Source organism: Thermoplasmata archaeon, from assembly GCA_038851035.1.
In the GTDB taxonomy this organism is placed as follows: domain Archaea; phylum Thermoplasmatota; class DTKX01; order VGTL01; family VGTL01; genus JAWCLH01.
The window spans coordinates 33,605-55,357 of the sequence record JAWCLH010000018.1 but is presented as its reverse complement, the minus strand read 5'-3'; the positions used below and the strand labels follow the sequence as shown (position 1 = coordinate 55,357).

The following is a 21,753-nucleotide window of genomic DNA, read 5'->3' as shown; positions in this document are numbered from 1 at the left end:
CGGACACAGGCTTCATAACAGTCAGGTGCAAGGACTGCGGGAACACCCAGATGGTCTTCGAGAGGGCCTCAACTCCCGTGAACTGTCTGGTGTGCGGCGCCACGGTGGCGACGCCGACGGGCGGGAAGGCGAAAATACGGGAGGAGTGCGAGGTGCTAGGGAGGGTGACGGACTAGATGGTCAAACTCTCGCCCTACCCCGAAGAGGGGGAGCTGGTGGTCTGCACCGTGAAGGAGGTGAAGAGCTTCGGAGCCTTCGTCGAGCTGAACGAGTACAAGGGGAAGGAGGGCTTCATACACATCGCCGAGGTGGCGACGGGCTGGGTCAAGTACATCAGGGACCACGTGCGCGAGGGTCAGAAGGTGGTCTGCAAGGTCCTCCGCGTCGACCCATCCAAGCAGCACATAGACCTCTCCCTGAAGCAGGTCAACGACCACCAGAGGAAGGAGAAGATACAGGAGTGGAAGAACGAGCAGAGGGCCGAGAAGCTCTTCGAGCTCGTGGCCCAGGCCCTGAAGAAGCCGGTCGAGGCCTGCTACGAGGAGTTCGGGAGGGCGCTGGTGGAGAGGTTCGGGAGCCTCTACGCGGTTTTCGAGGAGTGCGCGGTGGACCAGAGGGCGCTGGAGAAGGAGGGCTTCAAGGGCCCTTGGGTGAAGGCGCTCGTGCGCGTTGCGCAGGAGAACATAGTACCGCCGAGGGTCGAGATTCACGGCCAGTTCGAGCTCGTGTGGGAGGGCCCAGACGGCGTTAAGAAAATCAAGGAGGCCCTCATGCTGGCCGAGGGTTCCCATGGGGGAGGGGAGGTCACGATACAGTACCTCGGCGCTCCCCGGTACAGAATCACCGTCTCCGCGCTGGACTACCGGACTGCGGAGGAATCTCTCAAGGGAGCGGTGGAGCGCGTTCTGGAGCACGTAAAGAAGTGCGGCGGCCGCGCGAGCTTCACTAGGGAGAGGGGAGGGAGTTGCGCTCACACCTGAGGAAGTGTCCCGCTTGCGGGCTCTATACCCTGAAGGCATCCTGCGGCTCCTGCGGCGCGGCCACCCGCGTCGCGGCTCCGGCGCGGTTCTCCCCCGAGGACCATTACGGCGTCTACAGGAGGCGGCTGAAGAGGGAGCTGGAGGGCGAGAGCAGTGGATGAGGCGCTTGTGATTCATCACGAGAAGCCCGAGCTGAACAACCCCGTGCTCATCGAGGGTCTCCCGGGCGTCGGGAACGTGGGCAAGCTAGCGGCGGACCACCTCGTCGACGTTCTCAGAGCGAAGAAATTCATCACAATATGGAGCAAGCACCTGCCCCCGCAGGTCCTGGTCGGGGATGACGGCGTAATTCGCCTGGTCAGCAACGAGCTCTACTATGTGAAGAGGAAGGGGCGCGAAGTTCCGGATCTGATATTTCTGGTCGGAGACTATCAGGGAATCACACCCGAGGGGCAGTACGAGCTCTCCTTCAAGGCTCTCCAGCTACTAGAGAAATACAAGCTCAGCAGAATCTATACCCTCGGTGGCTACGGCGTCGGGCGCATCGTGGAGAAGCCGAGGGTCCTTGGCGCCGCGACCTCCCCCGAGCTCGTCGAGGAGATGAAGCGCGCGGGCGTGGTCTTTTCTAGCGGGGAGCCCGGGAGCGGCATCATCGGCGCCAGCGGCCTCCTGCTCGGGCTCGCGGCACTTTGGAAGATTCCGGGCGTGTGTCTGATGGGAGAGACCTCGGGCTACTTCGTCGACCCGAAGAGCGCCCGCATGGTGCTCGAAGTTCTCTCCTCACTGCTCGGCATCAAGGTGGACTACACGGCCCTCGAGGAGAAGGCCCAGCAGATCGAGAGGCTGACGGCCCAGTTCAAAGAGGCGGAGAAGGCGATGGCGGAGTCCCGGGCCGAGGACCTCAGGTACATCGGGTAGCGGCGCGCGGCGCGGGAGCGGCCACGCGGGCGAAGGCCGGGGAAAATATATATCGTAAACTGGGGATAAGGTAAGAGGGAATGACGGCGGACGAGGGCTCCGGGGGTCCGGGACCCGGAAGGAACGGGAAAGCGGTTAAGAAGGTCAAGAAGGTCAAGAGAGCGGCTGCGCCTTCCGCTGGCACTGGACCCCTCCCCCAGCCCCCGCCCCCTCCGGGTCCCGGGCAGCCGCCCACACCGCTCGCCCCCTCCACGCCCGCGCCCCCGGCTCGACTTGAGGCCCAGCCTCCGGTCGTCCAGACACCCCCGCCCCCTCCCCCGCCTCCACCTCCCACACCTTCGGCGCCGCAGCCACCGCCGCCGGCGCCGTCGCCGCCGGAGCCCCCGGCCCCGCCGCAGGCCGCCGGCTCGAGGCCTTCAACGGGCTATCTATCCACGATCGACATCGACAAGCTGACCGAGGAGCTCGAGAAGAACATCCTGAGCACGCTGACGAGCGAGCTGGGGGAATTACTGGCGTCCGAGCCATCCGAGCGTGAGCCCGGAGCGGAACAGCCGACCGGCGCGCCCACCGCGCCGGCGCCGCCCGCGCCTCCCCCGCCCCCCCGGCCCCGCGGGGCACCTGGCCCCGCAGCCCCCCCGCAAACCCCCGAGGCCCCGGCATCCGCCCCGCCTCCCCCCTCTCCCCCTCCGCCGAGGCCCGCGCCTGCCCCACCTGCACCGTCGAGGGCGTGGGACAGCGAGCAGCGGGAGAGGAGGGTGGCGCAGAGGCTGGGGCGAGAGTTCGACAAGCTGCCCGCCAACATGCGGAACGAGCTCGTCAAGACGCTGGCGAGGACGGACGACCCGAAGGTCAGGGCGGACGTTGTGATAGCGACGGCGAGCAACTTCGACAAGCTACCGCCCGACGTTCAGGCGCTCCTCAGGGCGCTCGCGAACGATCGGGATTCCCGGGTGAGGGAGGAGGTTGCGTTCGAGCTCAACCGTAGCTTCGCCCGGATACCTCCGGAGTATAGGAACGAGCTGATTCCGCTCCTCGCCCGCGACGTCGACGCCAAGGTGCGCGAGGACATCGTCGCCGCAATAGCGGCCTACTACGACCAGCACCCACCCCACATTCAGGGCCTGCTGCGCGCGCTGGCGGCCGACAAGAAAGCGAGCGTGAGGGAGCAGGTCAGGGTTGAGATTCAGACCTACGCCCACAGAATTCCAGAGGAGGTGAGGAGGGACCTCCTGAGAATAATGGAGGAGACGGCGATTCTGGAGGCCGGGGCCGCGGGAGGGGAGAGGGGCGAGCTCTGAGGAGGGGCGGGGGGACTGGGGGGATGGGTTGGGGCGAGCGCGCAGGAGGGGGTGCGGGTAAGGAGGTTGCTCTGTCATGGACCCCGTGGGAATCTACTTCGTTGGAACCGCCGGAGCTGGCAAGACCTCGCTCACGCGCGCGATGCAGGCCTGGATGGAGCTCAAGGGTCTGGACAGCGTGACCGTCAATCTCGACCCGGGGGCGGAGAGTCTCCCCTATTCACCCGAGTACGACATCCGCGAGTGGCTCTCGCTCAGGGACGTGATGGAGGAATACGGCCTCGGGCCCAACGGAGCCCAGATCGCGTGCGCCGACATGCTGGCGATGAGGGTCGGCGAGATTCGCGAGATACTCGACGGCTTCAGGAGCCCCTACATCCTCATCGACACACCCGGCCAGCTCGAGCTCTTCGCCTTCCGGAGGTCCAGCCGGCGCGTGGTCGATGCGCTGACAGGAGAGCGCTCGGCGCTTGCGTTCCTCATAGACCCGGTTCTGGCGAAAGTCCCCTCGGGGTTCATATCGCAGCTGATGCTCAGCGCGACGGTCCAGTTCAGGTTCGCGATGCCGATGATGAACGTGGTCAGCAAGGCCGACCTCCTCGAGGAGGAGGAGCTTGCGAGGCTCAGGCGCTGGGCCGAGGACGGGCTGAGCCTCCAGGCGGCAGCGCAGGAGGAGCTCGCGGGTGCTCAGGTCCAGTTCAACGTCGAGCTCTTCAGGGCGCTCGAGAGCGTGGGCGCGTTCAGGAACTTCATCACCGCCTCCGCTGAGGAGATGAGCGGGATGGAGGACATCTACGCCGCGGTGCAGGCCCACTTCTTCGCGGGCGAGGACCTGACGAAGGACTAATTCGCCGCCGCGCGGCCGGGGGGGCGAGGGGCGCGGGGCCGGGAGGCCCGGGCGACGGAGGCGCGAGTGAATTGGCGGCCGGCGGGTGCGTGGGCCCGAGTGCGCTCGGGCAGTGCTGGCGAGCTCCCCCGGCCTCAAGTATTAAATAACCGCCACATCGATTACTCGCTGGTGGTCTGAAATGCCGAGGAGGAGCCGCGCGACGCGCCAGCTGCTGACGCAGTGGCGTCACTACATTGCTGCGACGAGGAGGAACCTGAGCGACTTTCCGGACCTAAAGGAAGCGCTCGACGCTTTCGAGGCCAAGGTGAACGATATCGAGGCGACCAATCAGAGGCAGGAGAACCTTAAGGCGGAGCTGAAGGCGACGACGAAGGCGCTCGTGGCCTCGATGCGAGAGGCGGCCCGGACCGCCTCGATGCTCAAGAGGCGCTGGGAGGCGAAGTACGGCCCCCGCTCTCCAAGGCTCAGGGAGCTCGTCCCCGCGACCGAGGGCACCGTCAGGAGCCCGCCCGCGAAGGAGTGAGGAGCCGGCCACAGACGGCGGCGCTCCGCCTTCGGCCCTCTTGGGCCCCGCAACGACATCCGGGCCCCCGGCCGCGGGGCGCGGGACCCTCCGCACGAATTCGTGCGGCGGCGCGAGCCCGCGCGGGACGCGCGCCAGCCGGCGCGGGAGCCGCGCCACCCTGCCCGCGAGCCGCGCCATCTGGCGCGAGAGCCGCGCCGTGCGCCGCGCTGGCCTCGCCACGTGGCGCGAGGGCCGCGCCATGCGGCGCGCCGTTCGCGCCGTCCGGCGCAGGGGCCGCGCCATGCGTCTCGAGGGCCGCGCCGTCCGGCGCGGATGTCGCGCGCGGCCCTCCCACGGGCAGCCCCGGCCTCGCGCCCCCGGCGCGCCGCCCGGCCCGCCGGAAATCATACCAATAATGATTAATACCAAATAAGTAGAAGCGGATACGGGTCGGCGGGGTCGGCGTGGCCAAGCTCACAATCCGGGAGGGCTACGACAGGGTCGAGTTCGTCCCGCGAAAGCTCAGGGGCTACATCGACCTCGTCAGGCCATTCACGCTGCTGGCGCCCGCGATCGGCGGGACCGCGGCCGCGCTCATCGGCCTCTCTGTCTCGAATGGCGGGGCCGTCTCGAGGGCCGTTCTAATCGACCACGCCACCGAGCTCCTCTGGGGCGTGAGCGCGCTCGTGCTCGTCAATGCCGCCTCCAATGCCCTCAACGCCGCCTACGACGCTGAGATTGACAAAATCAACAAGCCCTACAGGCCCGTCCCCTCGGGCGTCGTGACAAAGGACGAGGCGAGGTCCATCGCCTGGATTCTCTACCTCGTCACAATCTGGAGGGCCGCCACGGCCTTCAGGCTCACATTCAGCTTCCTCGTTCTCCTGATAATGCTGATAACAATCACCTACTCGATGCCCCCGCTCAGGCTCAAGAAGAGGCTCTGGGTCTCCAACATTGTGATCGCGATCACCCGGGGCACGCTGGGCTTCGTCGCGGCCTGGTCCATCTTCGACGACCCGCTGCTCCCGCACGGCCCCCTGCCGTTCGACCCCGCGCCCTTCGTTATCGGGGGCATCATGAGCGTCTTCCTCACCGGAGCCACGACGACGAAGGACTTCACGGACGTCGAGGGCGACAGGAGGTTCGGCGTCAGGACGCTCCCCGTTGTCTACGGGCCCCGCAAGGCGGCTCTCCTCTCCTCGCCCTTCCTCGTCCTCCCCTTCGCCCTGATTCCCGCCGCCACATACCTCGACGTTCTGAAGATGCAGGCGAACTACCTCGTCCTCCTGCTCCCCTGGGCGCTCTACCTGATTCACCTGCTCAGGGAGGCGAGGTTCGAGCAGGACCCGCACCTCGAGAACAGCCCCGTCTGGAAGCACATGTACCTGATGCTGCTCGCCATGCAGCTCGGCTTCATGGCCGTCTTCGTCCTCCCACTCCCGTGGCCGTTCTCGTAGACTCCCTGTGTTCCGCCCCGCGAGCGCCGGGACCGAACGGCTCCCCCGAACCCTCCCCGGAGAGCACCGGCTCCTCCCCCGCGCCCCGCCACCGCCACAGCCCGCCCCCGCCACGCCCCCAGCGGGTTCTATCGCTCCTCCGCTGCCCCCCCTCCGCCGCTCCACCGGCTTTCCCCGCGCCCATCCATTCCCTCCACCCGTCCCTCCTCCCCCGGAGCCAACGAACATCAGCCCTCCCGGCCCTCCAGACTCCCCTCCGCAGTCGGCCCGCAGCCGCAGCCGCGCGCGTAGGAGCGGGCCTGACCCCGGGCCTAAACCGGCCCCCGCCCTCTTCTCTCCCTCCTCCGCGCGCTCGCCCCCCAGTGGCGCCTCCGCCTCTCCTCCGCCGGTGCGCGCACGAGCCTCTCGTAGGCGCTGCGAGCCGCGGCCGGCCCGGCCCGCGCCGCCAGATACCTCCAGCCCAGCGCCGCGAGCGCGAGCGCCGCGACCAGCGCGCCCGCGGAGGCGGCGAGCCACGGGGTGACGCCCCCCTCCTCCCTCTCGAGTACCGTCACGTTCACCGAAGCCATCGAGGAGGCTCCCCTCTCGTCCGTCACGCGCAGCTGGACAGAGTACCTCCCGGCCCTGCCGAAGGAGTGCCTGACGACCTGCACGAGGCCGGTGTCGACCGGGAAGCGGCCCCGGCCCTCGAAGTCCCACTCGAACCTGACGATTCTCCCTCCCCTGTCTGGGTCGTAGGAGCCTCCGGCGTTGAATGTGACAGTCTCCCCCGTGCGCACCCTCGTCCTCGAGGCGCTCAGGTGCGCCACGGGGGGCGTGTTGGGCTCGAGCGTCCTCGCCCAGACCTCGTTCGAGACCGAGCTCAGGCCGTAGGTATCGACCACGCGAACCCTGAACCAGTACCCCGTCGCCGGCCTCAGGCCGGTGTAGTTGTAGACGGTGACCGACTGCGCCAGCACGACCCTCGGCGTCAGGCCGGAGAGCGGGGCGCCCTCCGTCTCGGAGCAGAAGACCTCGTAGCGCGCGAAGTCCGCGTCCAGATTCTGGCTCCACTGCAGGAACACATAGTCCTCGCCCACGTCCACCGGGAACATCAGCGCAACCGCCTGCGGCGGCTTCTCGAGCGTCACGCTCCTGCGCGCCGGGACCGACAGTGCGTGGCCGTCGTAGCACCTCGCCCAGAGCGTGTGGGAGCCCGCGGGCTCGGACGAGGGCCTCCAAACGAAGGACCAGCTCTCCGCCCCCGTCGCCCTCAGCCACCGGCCATCGTCCACCCTGACCTCGACCCAGACCACCGAGTCCCCGGGGTCGGGGTCCGAGGCGTAGCCTGAGAGCTCCACCTCGCCCACGACCGTCTCCCCCTCAGAGGGCCGGAGAATTCCGCAGACCGGCGGGTGGTTGACAGTGAAGGTAACGCGGGCCTCCGAGGAGTTGACGATGCCGTCGCTCGCCTTCGCGAAGACCGCGTGCGGGCCGGCGGGGAGAGGCTCCGTGTCGATGTCGATGTGCCAGCTCTCCGCCCCCTCCGCCGCCCTCCACTCGCCTTCGTCCAACCTAACCCAAACCGCCCTCACTCCTTGCTCCTCGTCCCTCGCGGTGCCCGAGACCCTCATGACGCCCGTGACGACCTCGCCGGGCGAGGGGGTGGCGATGGTGCAGACGGGCGGCGAGTTGGGGCCCAGATTCTGGACGGTCACGTTCCTCACCGCCTCCTCCGACCAGCTCTCGCCGTCCCACGCCCTTGAGCGTATCGTGTGAGGGCCGTCGGGGAGGGCTGTGGTGTTCCACACGTAGCTCCAGCTCTCCGCGCCGCTCGCGGCCGCCCACGGGCCCCCGTCGATCGAGACCCGGACCTCCTCGACTCCGTCCCCAGCGTCGGGGTCCCGGGCCCAACCCCTGACGATGACCTCGCCCGCGACGCCCGCGCCCTCCGCGGGCTCGAGAATCGCCACCGAGGGCGGCCGGTTGGGGTTGCTGACGATGACGAGCCTGCTGTCCTCGACCGAGTGCGCGATGCCGTCGAAGGCCCTCGCGAATATCGTGTGGCCCCCGCTTGGCACCTTCGTGGTGTCCCAAAGGAAGCTCCAGCCCTCCGCCCCGGACGCGAGCTCCCACGGGCCGTCATCGACCCTCACCTCGACGGGGTCGAGCAGGTCGCCGTCCGGGTCCGCGGCCGCGCCCGAGACAAGGACGACGCCGCCGATGACATCGCCCGCGCCGGGCGACGATATGGTGCAGACGGGCGGGCTATTCGGCGGAACGTACCTGAGCACCGTGCCGTTCTCCCCCGCCGCGAGCGCGCAGCTCCCCGACGGCTCCCACGCGAGCGCGAGGAGCGCCGGGTGGCCGGAGGAGACCGTCCAAGAGCAGCTCGAGTTCAGACCGCACAGGAGACCGTCGCCCCCGCCCTGCGCCTCGGCGTCCCTCCCGGCGAGGAGCGCTAGCTCACGTCTGGGGGACCAGGCCACTGATGAGACGCTCCAGTTAAAGGGGAGGGGCACTTCAGAGGCCGAGCTCTGGTTGAAGCTGTATAGAGAGCCCCCGGCGGCGCAGAGGCCCACGCCGCTCCTCTCGCTCCACGCAATCGACGAGACTCCGGTGCCACCGGCCCCGGGAATCGAAACCCCTCCCACCACTTCCCTCCCATCGAATGCAATGACGCAGGGGGCCCCCGTCGAGCGCTCCTGTCCACCGATGAAGTAGAGGCCCCTACCCCTGCACATCGCAGTGAAGCGCCGGGCCCCGTCGGAGAGGGCCTCCGTGACGAACCCCCCCCTGAACTCAAGCACCAGAGCGCCGTCGTCCTCGTTGCCGGCGATGTAGGCCGCGGAGCCGTCCGGGGCCCACGCGATACCCCGGAGCTCGCGACAGAGGGGAATGTCCAGCCGTGTGAGCCCGCTCCCGTCCCACGCGACCAGAAGCCCCCTCTCCACGGCCCCGTCGCGCTCGACGCCAGCTAGTAGGGCCAGAAGGGGCCCCGAGGGCCTGAAGCCAACCGCGTGGAAGCTCCAGCCCGCGTCCGCCGCGATGGCCGAGAAAGCGTCCGGGGGCGTGTGGAGGAGGACCGCCCCTCCCTCGCCCGCGAGCAGAGCCACCCCGGAAGGGCCCCAGTCCAAGGCGCGCAGGGCCTGAACCGCCCCGCTCCCGAGCACTGTCACTTCGCCCCCTCCCGGCGCCGGGGAGGAAACCCCGAATTCCGCAGCGCTGGGGCCGGCACTGCCCGCGAGCGGCGCAGCGCTCTGGAGTAGGAGGGGGAGCAGAGAGATTAGGGCCGCGGCCCCGGGGCCTCGCCGCCCACTCGAGAACATCTGGAAGAACATCTCCGGCGTCGGAGATAAATATATTGGTCCGGGCATGAGACCTCCCTGGGCGCCCGTCGAAAGTTAATTAGATATAGGCAAACCGGAATAGGGGAATCGCTTCGATGCCCATTGTAAAGAGCGCCTAACGGTGAGCGAAATGGTGAAGTGCAAGAAGTGCGGAGAGGAGATCAGGAGCGGGGAGAAGGTGGTGGTCCAGTACGACGGAATCATGATGTACGAGAGGGGCGAGGCCGCGCCCACGCGCTTCGGCTCTCTAACGAAGTACTGGCACAAGAAGTGCAAGCCATGGCACGAGTGATTCGATGGGAGTCAAGCTGGTCGCCTACGACGGCTCCGAGGCCTCCAAAAAGGCCCTCCAGCAGGCCGCGGGGCTCATGAAACCGGGCGACGAGCTGGTTCTGGTCATGGTCGTCCCGACGGCGGTCATCAAGGAGTTCGCGGACGTCCCGCCCGACGTATCGACCTCAAAGGCCCGCGCGATGGTCGAGGCGGCCGTGGAGGAGCTGAGGGGCAGGGGCGTGAGCGCGCGGGGCGTGGTGCGAGAGGGCGACATCGCGGACGAGATTCTCAACCTGAGCGCGGAGCTTAGCGCGGACATCATCGTCATCGGCCACAGGGGCCTGAGCAAGATCGGCCGGTTCGCGATAGGCAGCGTTGCGGACCGCGTCGTGCGCTACGCAAGTAGGCCGGTGCTGATCGTGAGGTAAGGCCCGAAATCTCCCGGGCCGGCCACCCCCACCACCCTCGCGTCCGCTCATGGAGGGGGAGAGCGGGCGGGCGCTCGCCGGACGGGCCGCCGTGAGGACGATGACTGGAATCCGGCGGCGGGAGGGGGGCGGGTCTGGTTGTGGGTGGGCGGGGCGGAATTACTCATTGCGAGGGCTGAGGTACTCGATTACTGTTGCGGTGGTTGCGACGCCTCACCGGTGCTCCAATGAAAAATTTATCTTCTAACACATTCATTTAATAATCGCTGCGAATGCAGGAGTCCGGCATGACAGACAACAAGGGCCCACCGAGTAAATCGGCGGTCCTCCGGAAGCTGTCCTCCAGTGCGGAGAGGCTGCGAGAGTTCGGGGTCAGGAGAATCGGTCTCTTCGGCTCCGTGAGGGCGGGCCGCGCTCGTGAAGATAGTGATATTGATCTTCTGGTCGAGTTCGAGCCCGGCCGGGAGACTTTCGCCGACCTGATGGGCCTTCACTCCTTCCTGACGCAACTGCTGAGAGGGAAAATAGACCTAGTTACCGTGGGCGGCCTCAGCCCCTATCTTGGTCCGCACATCCTCCGCGAGGTTGAATATGCCGAAGGATTGCATTGAGTACCTCAGGCACATCCGGGACGAATGCGAGTATCTGGTCAATCTCACGAAAAAACGAATCTGGAGGAGTTCCTGGCTGATGAAGATTTCAAGAGAGCCTCGGTGAGGAGCCTCGAGATAATCGGGAAGGCAGCCAAGAGAATTCCTGAGGAGTTCCGGATGAGGCACTCCGAAGTCAACTGGAGGGAGATGGCGGGCATGAGGGATGTCCTTATTCATGACTATCTCGGTGTCGACTACAGAATCGTTTGGGATGTGATGACCAAACACATTCCGCCTCTGCTTGAAAAGATTTCCACAATGATTGAGTGATGCCCCTGCTTTTTAAATCTCTCCCGGGCGGGGTGTGGTAATCGTGAGCGTTAACGTGAGCGGTCAGTATCAGAGGCTTTTTTGCGCTCCCTATTGGCCCGCACAGGGGCGGGAGCGGGCTATTCATGAGGGCCCGGGACGCGGCAGGGAATGTGAACAGCATAAAATTAGTCCTGAGCCACGCCACTCCAAAGCCGCACCTGCCAGAGCCGTCTGAAAAAGTCGACTGGCTCCTGCCCGTCGCAATACTGATTGTCATCGCGGCCGCCGGGGCCGGATACATCGCCCTGAGGGCGAGGAAAAGGAGGACGGGCGAGGGGCCCGGGCCCCCGGGGCCGCCGTGAGGCGGATGGCTGAAATCCGGCGGGATATAAATGGGATATAAAGGCTATATAAACCGCGGCCGGATTTACGAAACTCATCGAAAAAAAATACTAGAAGAGCGTTATAGGAAGTGCCGGCTGGAGGGCCGGAAAAAGGGGTAGGGGGAAAGCGATATGAGGCGCGCGCAGAGGGCCAGAGTGGCGAAAGTTTTATGGAGGGCGATGGTCATTGGGATTCTGGTCATGACGACTATTCCAGTTCCAACTTTCGGCACAGGTGGCCCCTCAATTGAAGGATTCGTCACTGCAGAAAATACAGGACAACCTATTGTAAATCTGGACATAACATTTCAGCTCCAGAGGACAATGGCTGAGATCTACGCTCAAACAGATGAGCAAGGGCATTTTGAAGTTTTACTTGATGACTTTCAGGGAGGATGGCAGCCGGGGGATATAGTCTGGATAATTCCGGGGCAGATTGATGGCTACTATGTTTGCCATCCATATTTAGAAATCAGCAGTGTAATGGCACCAGATTATCAATTTCATATAGATTTATCGGCTACACCTATTTCTGAAGATTCCAATATAATTGATATGGGTTCAATGTGGTTGAAAAATCATGACCAGAACAGTAGTTATATTTACAAAACACTTATTGACGGTCAAGAAAAGCTTATTGATAAAAAGTTTAAAAGTGTGTCTATTGTATGTTCATGTTGTTATCAAGACGATGGAACCAACGACTTATCTCCAGGACAATCTTTAGATGTATATTATGTTTATACATTAGAAAGTCGTGTAAATGGGACCGTGCAATGGGGATATCACAATGACGTAACAAGTGGATATTATACTGTCTATTACGGTCGTAGTACTCAATCGAATCCTCCAAATATAAATTTCGAAATAACAAAACAAGAAAACTTTAATAGAAGATGGGATTTTCATTTCAATATATATTCAAGAAATCTTTATGATTCTAATGAAGTTTTTGTTAATAAAAGTGCTTATCTATATAATATCAAATTTAGATTTATAGAGTAAATAAGATTATGAAAACATATATTCATTACCTACTCATTTTGGGTTGCCTTTTTAATATATCAATTAATCATTATGTCTTTCCTTTTAAAACTTATGATGGAGAAAAATATCACTTGATAATCTGGGATGATAAAATAATAGATGATTATATAGTAGTCGAAAATAGCATTTTAATAATATATAAGAATTTAACAATTAAAATGGGAGGATTGTTGTGGATATCAGATTCCATAATTCTAATGAATCCAATATATAATGGTTCACACGCGATTATTATTGATTATGGAGGAACTCTTGAAATCTATAATTCAAAAATAGCAAGTAATAATTCATTTGGTTATAATGTGATATTGAAACAGAAATCAAATTGTCTCTTTTTCGAGACTGAGATTCGCAATATTGCATATTCATTACCAGAACATAAAGTCAATGGAATAATAACAGAATCCAATAATTTTACCATTTCCAAATCGACGATTTACTACGAAGGTATTGGAATTCTTACTAAAACTGATGAAATAATCGATATATCGACGACCATTCTGGATAGTACTTTTTATTCGAATAACACAAGAAGAAAAGAAGAGGGACTAGTTAGTTGGGGTCCAGTATATATCTATCAATGTTTAAATTTGATAATAAAAAATTCAACATTTTATGGCGACATTTTAAATCAAGATAATGATCTAGGTTTTTTTGATGTAGCAATTAATAATCCCGAGGGTTTTGTGATTATCGAAAACTCAACATTTATAGAAACATCCCTCTCTCTTGGAAAAGTACATATATATAATTCTTCATTCGTGAGTGATACTGGTGATTGGCTACTCGATATTATGTCTTATGGGGGATATATCGAAAAATGTAATTTTATCCACACCAATATTTCTAGAGGTTGTGCAATTCTATCTGATTACAATAGCATTGCTACATTTGTTAATTGTAGCATTCAAAGTAAAAGACTAGATATTGAGGTCGGATCTGACAATATAGTTTATGGAATTCTCAATTTAATAAACACTTCATATTCCACTTATTCGATTCAGAATAAACTAAGTAAAATTAACATATCAATGTTTTTAAATCTTGAAATTCTGCGTGAGAGTTACATGTCCGGTCTCGAGGGCGCCGATGTGAAAATATATGATGTAAAGGACAAACTAATTGCCCAGTGCACAACCGATAATGAAGGTCGCATTTCCTGGCTGCCGGTGATGTGGAAGCAAATCACGACAGACTTAATCTCTACTTTCACCCCCCACAAAATCGTTGCCCAATGGCGCAACCTCACCGCCACCGTCACCGGCGTCAACATGAGCCAGAATCAATTCGTGCGCATCATTTTGGACGACGTCCCGCCCCCGCTCGAGATCACCTACCCGCCCGAGGGCCTCATAACAAATTCATCTCAGATTAATATCATCGGCACCACCGAGCCCGGCGCGCGCGTCACCGTTAATGACGAAGCCATCAACAATATTGACGGCGTCATCAACCAGACCTGGTGGCTCAATGAAGGCCTGAACACGCTCGTCATTCAGGCCCGCGACGCGGCCGGAAACGTCGCGGAAGTGATAAGAAACGTGACCCTCGACCAGACCGGCCCCTATGTTACGATTGTCGAGCCGCCCGACGGCCTCGTGACCAACAAAAACCCGATTGAGGTGAGGGGAAGGACCAACGGAACGAGACTTGAAGTTGCGGGCAGGGAAGTTGAGATAAGTCCCAATGGCACCTTCTCCACGACCTTCACATTCCCGTTCGAAGGCCAGCACAGCATAATGGCCGTGGCGTGGGACGACGCGGGCAATACCGGAATGCACAGGGTCAGGGTCGAGTGGGACGCGACGCCGCCGGCCATTGAAATCGATAGCCCGCAGAACGGGAGCCTGACGAACAATAAGAATCTTGAGATTAAGGGGAAGGTGGTCGGGGCCTCCGTGGCCACGCTCAACGGCGTTCCCCTCGACCTGCGCAGGGACGGCGCGTTCGAGCACCCTGTAGAATTGATGGAGGGAGAGAATATATTCCTAATCGACGCCCGCGACGCGGCCGGGAACGAGAACTCGACGACGCTCATAGTTTATCTTGATACCGGGAACTTCATCGAGATTCTGGAGCCTAAGGAAGGCGCATTGCTCAACACGAGCAATGTTGTGGTCCGCGGCAGGACTGAGACCGGAGCGGCTGTGAGCGTTAATGGCATAGATGCGGCCGTTGACGACGGTAGCTTCAGCCTAATGGTTGACCTGAATGAGGGCGCCAACAAAATAACGGCCGTCTCGCTCGACCGCGCCGGGAACAGGGCAGAGGCAACCATCAGGGTTACGTTGGACACGACTCCGCCTCCGATTATTATTCTCGCGCCCGTCGAGAGGGTCCTGAAGATTGCGAATGTCGAGCTTAGGGTTCAGAGCGAGCCGGGGGCAACTGTGAGCATCAACGGCGAGCCCGTCAGCGGGACGGGTGGAATCTTTGCGCTCTCCGTGGTCCTGGAGAGGGGAGAGAATCGATTTGTTATCGAGGCCCGCGATGCGGCCTGGAATTTGAACAGGACGGAGCTGGTCCTGAGCTATTTACCCCCGAAGCCGCCGCCTCCAACCCCGTCTGAGAAGACTGACTGGCTCCTGCCTGTGGTGATACTGGTTCTCATCGCGGCCGCCGGCGCCGGATACATCATCCTGAGGCTGAGGAAGAGAAGAATGGGCGAGGGGCCCGGGCCTCCGGGGCCGCCGTGATGAGGCAGCTGCAAGCCGGCGGGATAAAACGCGGGTCCGCTCGTGAAGAGCCGGGCGGGTTAAAAAATAACTATTTTCAGAGTATTTAAATGGGATATAAAGGCTATATAAACCGCGGCCGGATTTCCGAAACTCATCGAAAAAAAAATACTAGAAAAACGATATAGGTAATGCCGGCCCGTGGGCCGGAAAAGGGGGAAAGGGATATGAGGCGCGCGCAAAGGGTCAGAGGAGCGAAAGTTTTATTGGATGCAATGGCGATTGATTGTGCGATGACTGCGGATACACTAAACCCGGCGGGGGTATATTGAAACGTCCGTAAGGAGGAGCGCAGGGATATCTGCCTCAGTTGTTCTTATCATTCTTATCCAGACGAGCGCGATGGGGAATGTAGCATTTGAGTCGTCTGACGTCAACTTAGACGGCTGGCAGAGCCCACCCCACGATGACGATACTATTTTACATATGAATTATTATCCATTTTTATTCCATAAATTACAGCATAATGAATATATTTTAGAAATTAATTCACCACAAGGACAACAGAATAATGCATATATTGATTCTCATAGAATGATTCCATTTCAAGGAGATCAAGAATATTATGCTGAATTATATGTTTACCCTATCAATGGACCTTTCCATTGGTTTTATATTTATGACAGCCGTCGGATAACGATAGTAATTGATCATGTACAAGATGGGAAACCATTGGTATATTATTATGATGGTCAATCTAGCGGATTTATCGGCTCATTATCTTTTAATCAATGGAATTCTGTAAAAATTCATGCAAATCCAGGAAACGGAATTGATTTTCAAGTCACACTGAATCAGGGGAACAGGGTAAATTGCCAGTTTAATGACGAGCAATCCAATGGCGATTCTATTCGAATGGGGGATGATGAGATTGGTCAAGTAGGAAATCAACAAAATTATGGTCATTGCTATTTTGACAATATTCGAATATATCATACGCCTCAACCATCGACAACCGTCAATGATTATGATTTATCTGAGGAATTCGGGATGGGGAAAGATTATCAAAATGGAGGCGCCGATGCAAGGGACTTCTGGACTGCCCAATCTAATGGAAATGGGAACGTTCAAACAGTTTTTAATGCCATTTTAAATGTCCCATCATGGAGGAATAATAAAAATAATATATATATAAATTGCCCCCCGTATAAAAAGGCTTGGGCAGAAACGCCCCATTTTTCTTATAATCCACAGAGCTGGAGTTATGGCGCGTATTGGGTCTCAATGTGGATTTATATAGATAATCCGAATTGTAATTTTTTCCATGTGATTTATAATGGTCACATAAACCTTGTTATTTATAAGGAAATAGAGAATACAGTAAAATTGAATTATGTTCTTACATCAGCTGATCATCCTGTGTGCGAATTGAATATCCATCAATGGTATAAATTAAATATTAAAGTAACTACACAACCTCAATCTGGTTCACCTTATTATCAAATATATATTAATGGTAATCTAATTATACCTCCAGGCTTATCAGATTCGAAAATAGACCTTATGTATCTTAATATAGTTAAAGATGAAAATGACCTCACATATTTGCAAATGGGTATCGATACACAAAGTAATGTTAATCATGGTGAAATGTATTGGGATCAAATAAGATTTGATCAATAAAATTAACTGTGATACAATGAATACTTATCAAATAAAATTATTAAAAAAAGATGTCTCAATATCATTAATTATTAATCAATTCCGAGCGATTACATTAATTCTAATTATCTTATTGTTATATATGCCATTATATTCATCCTTGGAAACAGAAATTTGGTTGATCAACGATATGGGTGGACCCGAAGGGTCTTCCAGCTCATATTTTTCTGGACTAGAAATAGGTGATATAGACAATAATGGAATTCCTGAAATCTATTTTCCAATTGAAGACAACTACAATAATATGGCAGGTTTTTATCAATATATTTATCAATCTTCGACCTATAATTGGTCAACAAGAAAGATTATGGGGGACGAACTTAAGATAATTAAAATGATATTTGGTGATGGAGATAATGATGATAAGAATGAGTTTTATGTGGTAGGAACGGCTCAGCCATCTCTCCCCTCTTACTTAATGCAGATCCAATATGAAAATAATAAATGGATCAAATATGATATTGAGATAAATCAGACAAAATCATTCGCAGATGACATATATATGGGAGATATTAATAATGATGGCCGGATTGAACTAATTGAAATAACTAGAGAACAAAATATAAATATGATTTATAAAAGTGATAACTGGAAAAGTATTCATATAGGCTCTTCTGAAGAGATAAGTCCAAACAGAAGAGATCCGATACATAGACTTGCAATTGCCGATGGGAATAATGATGGAAGCAACGAAATTTATGTAACTTCAGAATCTGGAGATATATATCAATTCAGCTATTCAACATTAACATTTTCTTGGACAAGAACACTATTGGGACAAGTTAAAACGAGTAATACTCTTGGTTATAAAATAAATATTAAAATTGACGACTTGGATCATGATAACCAAAATGAAATATATGTATCCTCCTGTGATGTAATTCAAAAGTTTATATATGACCAGAATGCTTCTTCTTGGATAAATAATACAATATTTTCATTAGAAAATAATGGATTCAGCATAATGGGACTTGCAATGGCTGATATCGACGCTGACGGCTCGAATGAAATATATATTAGCGGCTTTAACCGGGAATTGTTTGTTGATGGTCGAATTTATAAACTTTCTAGAGATAAAATGAGTGGCGATTGGACTCCTTCGCACATCGGGAATATTAAAGATAAAAAATTCTTTGAGATAGCAACCGGAAGCGCCATGGGCGACCCATCACAAAAAGAGATTTATGTAACCTGTAGCGATGGCCACGCCTACCAGCTGATAATGGAGAGGCCCGCCCCCGCGAACCCCGTCGTCTGGAGCGACACACACCCCCAGCCGGGAACATGGTACACGAACAACATCGTCCATGTGCTCTGGACAAATATCTCGGAGGCGAGCGGCTACTCCCTCGTCTGGGACAATTCACCGTCCACAATTCCCGACGACAAAATCGATGTGGAAGCCAGCATTCATGACGCCACCAGCTCGCCCCTCGAGCCCGGTAAGTGGTACTTCCACATCCGGGCGCGGGGCAGGAACCTGAGGTGGAACTCGAGCGCGGCCCACTTCGGCCCAATATGTATCGGCACCCCTCCGGACCTGAATCCGCCGGTCATATCCGATGTGAGCGTTTCCGGCATAACAGACACACAGGCAGTGGTTACATGGCGCACCAGCGAGCCCGCCGACAGCCGCGTTGAGTACGGCCCCACCACATCCTACGGACGGTTTGTGTCCGACGAGAGCCTCGTTCTCAGCCACAGCATCGAGCTCTCCGGCCTCTCGCCCTCGACGACATACCACTTCCGGGTTGTGTCGAGGAGCGGGGGTGGGGCGCTGGCAACCGGCGAGGACCACACGTTCACCACCGCTTCATCGCCCGACCTGAGGCCGCCCGTTATTTTTAACGCGGGTGTTGAGGGGATAACCGGGAACTCAGCCGTTGTGGTCTGGGAGACCGACGAGCCCTCGGACAGCCGCGCCGACTTCGGTCCAACAACCTCGTACGGACTCAGCGCCTCCGACGGCACGCTCGTCCTCCGCCACAGCCTCCTGCTCTCGGGGCTCTCGCCCGGCGCCAGCTACCACGTCCGGCCCCGCTCACAGGACCGTGCCGGGAACGCCGCCACGGGCCCCGACCTCACGTTCAGGACGATGGAGACGCCGATTCCGCCGGACAGGGCTCCACCCGTGATATCCGATGTCCGGGTCGAGGGAATATCAACCGACAGGGCCGTCGTGACCTGGCGCACCGACGAGCTCGCGGACAGCGAGGTGGATTACGGCCTCTCTGCAGAATACGGCCTCAGCGCCCGCGACCCCGGCCATGTCCTTTTCCATAGTGTAATGCTCCGGGACCTTTCGCCATCGACCAGATACCACCTCAGGGTCAAGTCAACCGACGTCTTCGGCAACGGGCCGTCCGTCAGCGAGGACATCGTCTTCAACACGAGCGCCGCGCCGGATAGCGCTCCGCCAGTCATAACGGGCATTGTTGTGCTAAATATAACCAACACGAGTGCGGTCGTCAGCTGGGTCACGGACGAGCTCTCGGACAGTCTGGTCGAGTTCGGAACGGACGTCCACTACGGCCAGGTATTGAGCTCCGGTGTTCTCGTCCGCAACCACTCCATGCAGCTCGCGGGCCTGACGCAGGGTACTACTTACCACTTCAGGGTCAGGTCCAGGGACGCCAGCGGGAACTGGGCGCCCTGGAGCGCGGACATGACCTTCACGACCCTGAAGGGCGCCGGGCCCGGCCCCGCCCCTCCCCCTCCGGCTAGGGGGGCTGGAATTACCACCGCCGGAACCCCCCTGTTGCTCTGGCTCCCTCTCGGGCTTGCTGTTATCGGAGCGTTGCTCGCTGTCTGCGGATGGAGGAGGAAGGGAGCGCGATCGCCTCCTGCCCCTCCCGGAACTCCAGGAGCTGCGCCGCAGCCCCCGGTGGAGGAAATCGAGACGCTCGAGATGGAGGAGGCTCTTCCCGGAGCGCCCCTCGGACCCGGCCCCCCCGGGCCTCCTGAGGGCTGGATTGAGGAAGCCCCGGCGCAACCGCCATCGCCACTACCTTCTCCGCCTACGGCACTGAAGCAAATAGAGTGCACGGGATGCCGGACCCGTTTCTATATCCAGCCAGCATCATACCCTCTCAGAGTAACGTGCCCGAGCTGCGGAAGGGCTGGAGTCTATCGAGGGCTGAGTGTGCCGCGGCAGTAGCCGCAATCTCCCGTCTGAGAGAAATTACCGGCTCTTGGCGGTCGAAGTCATTATTCTCCTCGCGGCGGCCGCTGCGGCGGGCTATCTTGCGCTGAGAAGGAGGAGGCCGAGATAGTGCAGCCCGACCCCCGGGCCTGTCCAGTCCCGAGCGGCTCCGGGCTGGATCGGGCCGGTCGGAGCCGGCCCGGAGGCGTCATGGTCCCCTCACGGTCCGCCCGGGCCCGCGCCCGAGCAGCCACTTCCAGAGCGGCGTCACATGAATTCTCTTTCCGTCGTGCCTGAGCACGTCCTCCATCTCCCAGCTCAGCACCGTGAGCCTGCGGCAGCCGAGCTCGCGCGACGCTCTGGCGAGGGCGTCGAGCTCGCGCCTCTCTGTTCTCTCGTCCTCAAAGTGGTGGCAGACCTGAATCAGCTCGGTGGCCCTGCCCCCTTCCACGACAACAAAGTCCACCTCGCGCTGCTGGTGGTCCTTCCAGTAGAAGAGCTCCCGGGGCCTGTCAGAGAGCTGGGCCCTCCGCAGGAGCTCCACCGCGACAGCGTTCTCCATCATCCGCCCCCGGGCCTCGCTCTCTGGCGGGGCCACGGCCCCCGCGAGTCCCGTGTCTATGGCGTAGAGCTTTCTAGGGGCGAGCGCGCGCTGCTTCAGCCTTCTAGAGAATCTCTCAAGAGTAAAAATAAGATAGACAGAGGATAAAAACTCCACATAGTTCTTTACTGTATGAACGTCCCTGAGGCCGAAGAGCCTGCCCAGGCCGCTGAACGTGATCTCGTGACCCGAGTTCGCCATGAGATACCTCGCCATGTCCCTGAAGGTTGCGCGGTAGCGCACGCCGTATCTCAGAATGGCGTCCTTGGTGACAATGTCGTCATAGATTCTCCTCAGGATGCCCTGCCCGAGCTGAGCGGCCTCGGGAAACCCGCCGGTGGAGATGTAGCTCTGGAGGAGGCTCTTGAGGCTGGCGATTCCCTTCGTTGAGTAGATGACCTCGTCCGAGACTCTGAAGTTCCTGACCAGCATGAACTCGTCGAAAGAGAAGGGGAGGAGGGTGAAGTCTATGTACCTGCCGGTGAGGCGCGCCGCGAGCTCCCCGGACAGGAGGCCGGCGCTGCTGCCCGTCACGAGAAGCCTCTTTGTTCTCCTGAGGCGGCTCGCGAAGAGCTCCCAGCCGGGAACGTTCTGGGCCTCGTCGATGACGATGTACTGCAGGCCCGGCCCGTGGAGGCTGTACATCGCCTCCAGGACGGAGTCGAGCTCTCTCGCTTTGATGCCCGAGAGCCTCTCGTCGTCGAAGTTCACAAATCCATATTCCATTCCCCTCAGCAGAAGGTTTGAGAGCACCGACTTCCCGCAGCGCCGGACGCCCAGTACGGCAAGTATGTTCGGGCGGGCGAGGAAGCGCAGGAGGTCGGGGGTCCTGCGGGGCACAATTCTCTCTGTCCTGAAGAGCTCGTCGATCTCCTCCCTCTGGCTCACGAGAACGCGCTTGATGGCCTCGACCTGCATGCTGAGTGCATTAACGGTGGTGATTAAAAAGTTTGTGATTTAAAACACAAATTTCGAATAAATATTTGTAGTTTATATTTACAATTACCACCATGGATTTCCGCCGGACCGGATTCTATGCCCCATCCATCGCCCGGGGCGGGGCGGAGACACGGCTCTTCCCCGGACCCACGAGCCGGAGGAGGAAGTGAACAGCGCGGGACCGGGCTTGCGGGCCGCGCCGGGCCGCTCAATCCGCAACCGTCCGAGAACGCCGATTCGATGCCGCGTGTGGTGATGCTGATTCTCCCAGCGGCCGCTCGGGCCAGCAATAATT

General features: G+C 58.2%; 19 protein-coding genes. 17 read left to right on the top strand and 2 right to left on the bottom strand.

The annotated features are described in order from the left end of the window. Nucleotides 1-14 precede the first annotated feature (14 nt). The 8 genes from QW379_07000 to QW379_06965 all read left to right on the top strand — a co-directional run bounded on the left by QW379_07000 (nucleotide 15) and on the right by QW379_06965 (nucleotide 6,014). Nucleotides 15-176 (top strand): 30S ribosomal protein S27e, encoded by a 162-nt coding sequence (locus tag QW379_07000; protein ID MEM2870150.1) that lies wholly within the window; start codon nucleotides 15-17, stop codon nucleotides 174-176. Continuing rightward, nucleotides 177-980, top strand: coding sequence for a translation initiation factor IF-2 subunit alpha (locus QW379_06995; GenBank protein ID MEM2870149.1), 804 nt, complete (start codon nucleotides 177-179; stop codon nucleotides 978-980). Then, the gene (locus tag QW379_06990) at nucleotides 965-1,141 is read left to right on the top strand and encodes an RNA-protein complex protein Nop10 (protein MEM2870148.1); all 177 of its coding nucleotides are present in this window, start codon (nucleotides 965-967) and stop codon (nucleotides 1,139-1,141) included. The genes QW379_06995 and QW379_06990 overlap by 16 nt, the downstream gene beginning before the upstream one ends. Beyond that, the gene (locus tag QW379_06985) at nucleotides 1,134-1,898 is read left to right on the top strand and encodes a proteasome assembly chaperone family protein (protein ID MEM2870147.1); all 765 of its coding nucleotides are present in this window, start codon (nucleotides 1,134-1,136) and stop codon (nucleotides 1,896-1,898) included. Before QW379_06990 ends, QW379_06985 begins: the two co-directional genes overlap by 8 nt. An 80-nt stretch (nucleotides 1,899-1,978) precedes the next feature. Further along, on the top strand, nucleotides 1,979-3,199 hold the full coding sequence (locus QW379_06980) for a HEAT repeat domain-containing protein (GenBank protein ID MEM2870146.1): 1,221 nt from the start codon (nucleotides 1,979-1,981) through the stop codon (nucleotides 3,197-3,199). A gap of 76 nt (nucleotides 3,200-3,275) precedes the next feature. Continuing rightward, entirely contained in the window at nucleotides 3,276-4,046 is a 771-nt protein-coding gene (locus QW379_06975) for an ATP/GTP-binding protein (GenBank protein MEM2870145.1), read from the top strand. Nucleotides 4,047-4,227: 181 nt separating this feature from the next. Beyond that, complete coding sequence (locus QW379_06970) at nucleotides 4,228-4,572, top strand: hypothetical protein (protein ID MEM2870144.1); 345 nt, start codon at nucleotides 4,228-4,230, stop codon at nucleotides 4,570-4,572. A gap of 446 nt (nucleotides 4,573-5,018) precedes the next feature. Further along, on the top strand, nucleotides 5,019-6,014 hold the full coding sequence (locus QW379_06965) for a UbiA family prenyltransferase (GenBank protein MEM2870143.1): 996 nt from the start codon (nucleotides 5,019-5,021) through the stop codon (nucleotides 6,012-6,014). 311 nt (nucleotides 6,015-6,325) lie between these two features. Here QW379_06965 and QW379_06960 read toward each other — a convergent pair whose 3' ends face one another. Further along, nucleotides 6,326-9,322: an Ig-like domain-containing protein gene (locus QW379_06960; GenBank protein ID MEM2870142.1), complete on the bottom strand. Its 2,997-nt coding sequence runs from the start codon at nucleotides 9,320-9,322 to the stop codon at nucleotides 6,326-6,328. Nucleotides 9,323-9,464: 142 nt separating this feature from the next. Between QW379_06960 and QW379_06955 the strand changes: the two genes are divergently transcribed. The 9 genes from QW379_06955 (at nucleotide 9,465) to QW379_06915 (ending at nucleotide 19,933) form a co-directional block, all read left to right on the top strand. Continuing rightward, complete coding sequence (locus QW379_06955; protein MEM2870141.1) at nucleotides 9,465-9,635, top strand: hypothetical protein; 171 nt, start codon at nucleotides 9,465-9,467, stop codon at nucleotides 9,633-9,635. Between the two features lie 4 nt (nucleotides 9,636-9,639). Next, the gene (locus QW379_06950) at nucleotides 9,640-10,044 is read left to right on the top strand and encodes a universal stress protein (GenBank protein ID MEM2870140.1); all 405 of its coding nucleotides are present in this window, start codon (nucleotides 9,640-9,642) and stop codon (nucleotides 10,042-10,044) included. A 272-nt stretch (nucleotides 10,045-10,316) separates the two neighbouring features. Next, nucleotides 10,317-10,655, top strand: coding sequence for a nucleotidyltransferase family protein (locus tag QW379_06945; GenBank protein ID MEM2870139.1), 339 nt, complete (start codon nucleotides 10,317-10,319; stop codon nucleotides 10,653-10,655). Between the two features lie 24 nt (nucleotides 10,656-10,679). Next, nucleotides 10,680-10,967 carry a DUF86 domain-containing protein gene (locus QW379_06940; protein MEM2870138.1) on the top strand — a complete coding sequence of 96 codons (288 nt, stop codon included), beginning with the start codon at nucleotides 10,680-10,682 and terminating at the stop codon, nucleotides 10,965-10,967. Nucleotides 10,968-11,092: 125 nt separating this feature from the next. Next, a complete protein-coding gene (locus QW379_06935) occupies nucleotides 11,093-11,311 on the top strand; it encodes a hypothetical protein (GenBank protein MEM2870137.1) in 219 nt (72 codons plus the stop codon). Between the two features lie 153 nt (nucleotides 11,312-11,464). Continuing rightward, nucleotides 11,465-12,337 carry a carboxypeptidase-like regulatory domain-containing protein gene (locus tag QW379_06930; protein MEM2870136.1) on the top strand — a complete coding sequence of 291 codons (873 nt, stop codon included), beginning with the start codon at nucleotides 11,465-11,467 and terminating at the stop codon, nucleotides 12,335-12,337. A 1,109-nt stretch (nucleotides 12,338-13,446) separates the two neighbouring features. After that, nucleotides 13,447-15,075 carry a hypothetical protein gene (locus tag QW379_06925; protein MEM2870135.1) on the top strand — a complete coding sequence of 543 codons (1,629 nt, stop codon included), beginning with the start codon at nucleotides 13,447-13,449 and terminating at the stop codon, nucleotides 15,073-15,075. 381 nt (nucleotides 15,076-15,456) lie between these two features. Further along, nucleotides 15,457-16,737, top strand: coding sequence for a hypothetical protein (locus QW379_06920; GenBank protein ID MEM2870134.1), 1,281 nt, complete (start codon nucleotides 15,457-15,459; stop codon nucleotides 16,735-16,737). 1,117 nt (nucleotides 16,738-17,854) lie between these two features. Next, nucleotides 17,855-19,933, top strand: a complete 2,079-nt coding sequence (locus tag QW379_06915) for a fibronectin type III domain-containing protein (GenBank protein MEM2870133.1) — start codon at nucleotides 17,855-17,857, stop codon at nucleotides 19,931-19,933. 193 nt (nucleotides 19,934-20,126) lie between these two features. Here the strand turns inward: QW379_06915 and QW379_06910 are convergent, their stop codons facing one another. After that, nucleotides 20,127-21,437, bottom strand: coding sequence for an ATP-binding protein (locus tag QW379_06910; GenBank protein ID MEM2870132.1), 1,311 nt, complete (start codon nucleotides 21,435-21,437; stop codon nucleotides 20,127-20,129). Between the last annotated feature and the right edge of the window lie 316 nt (nucleotides 21,438-21,753).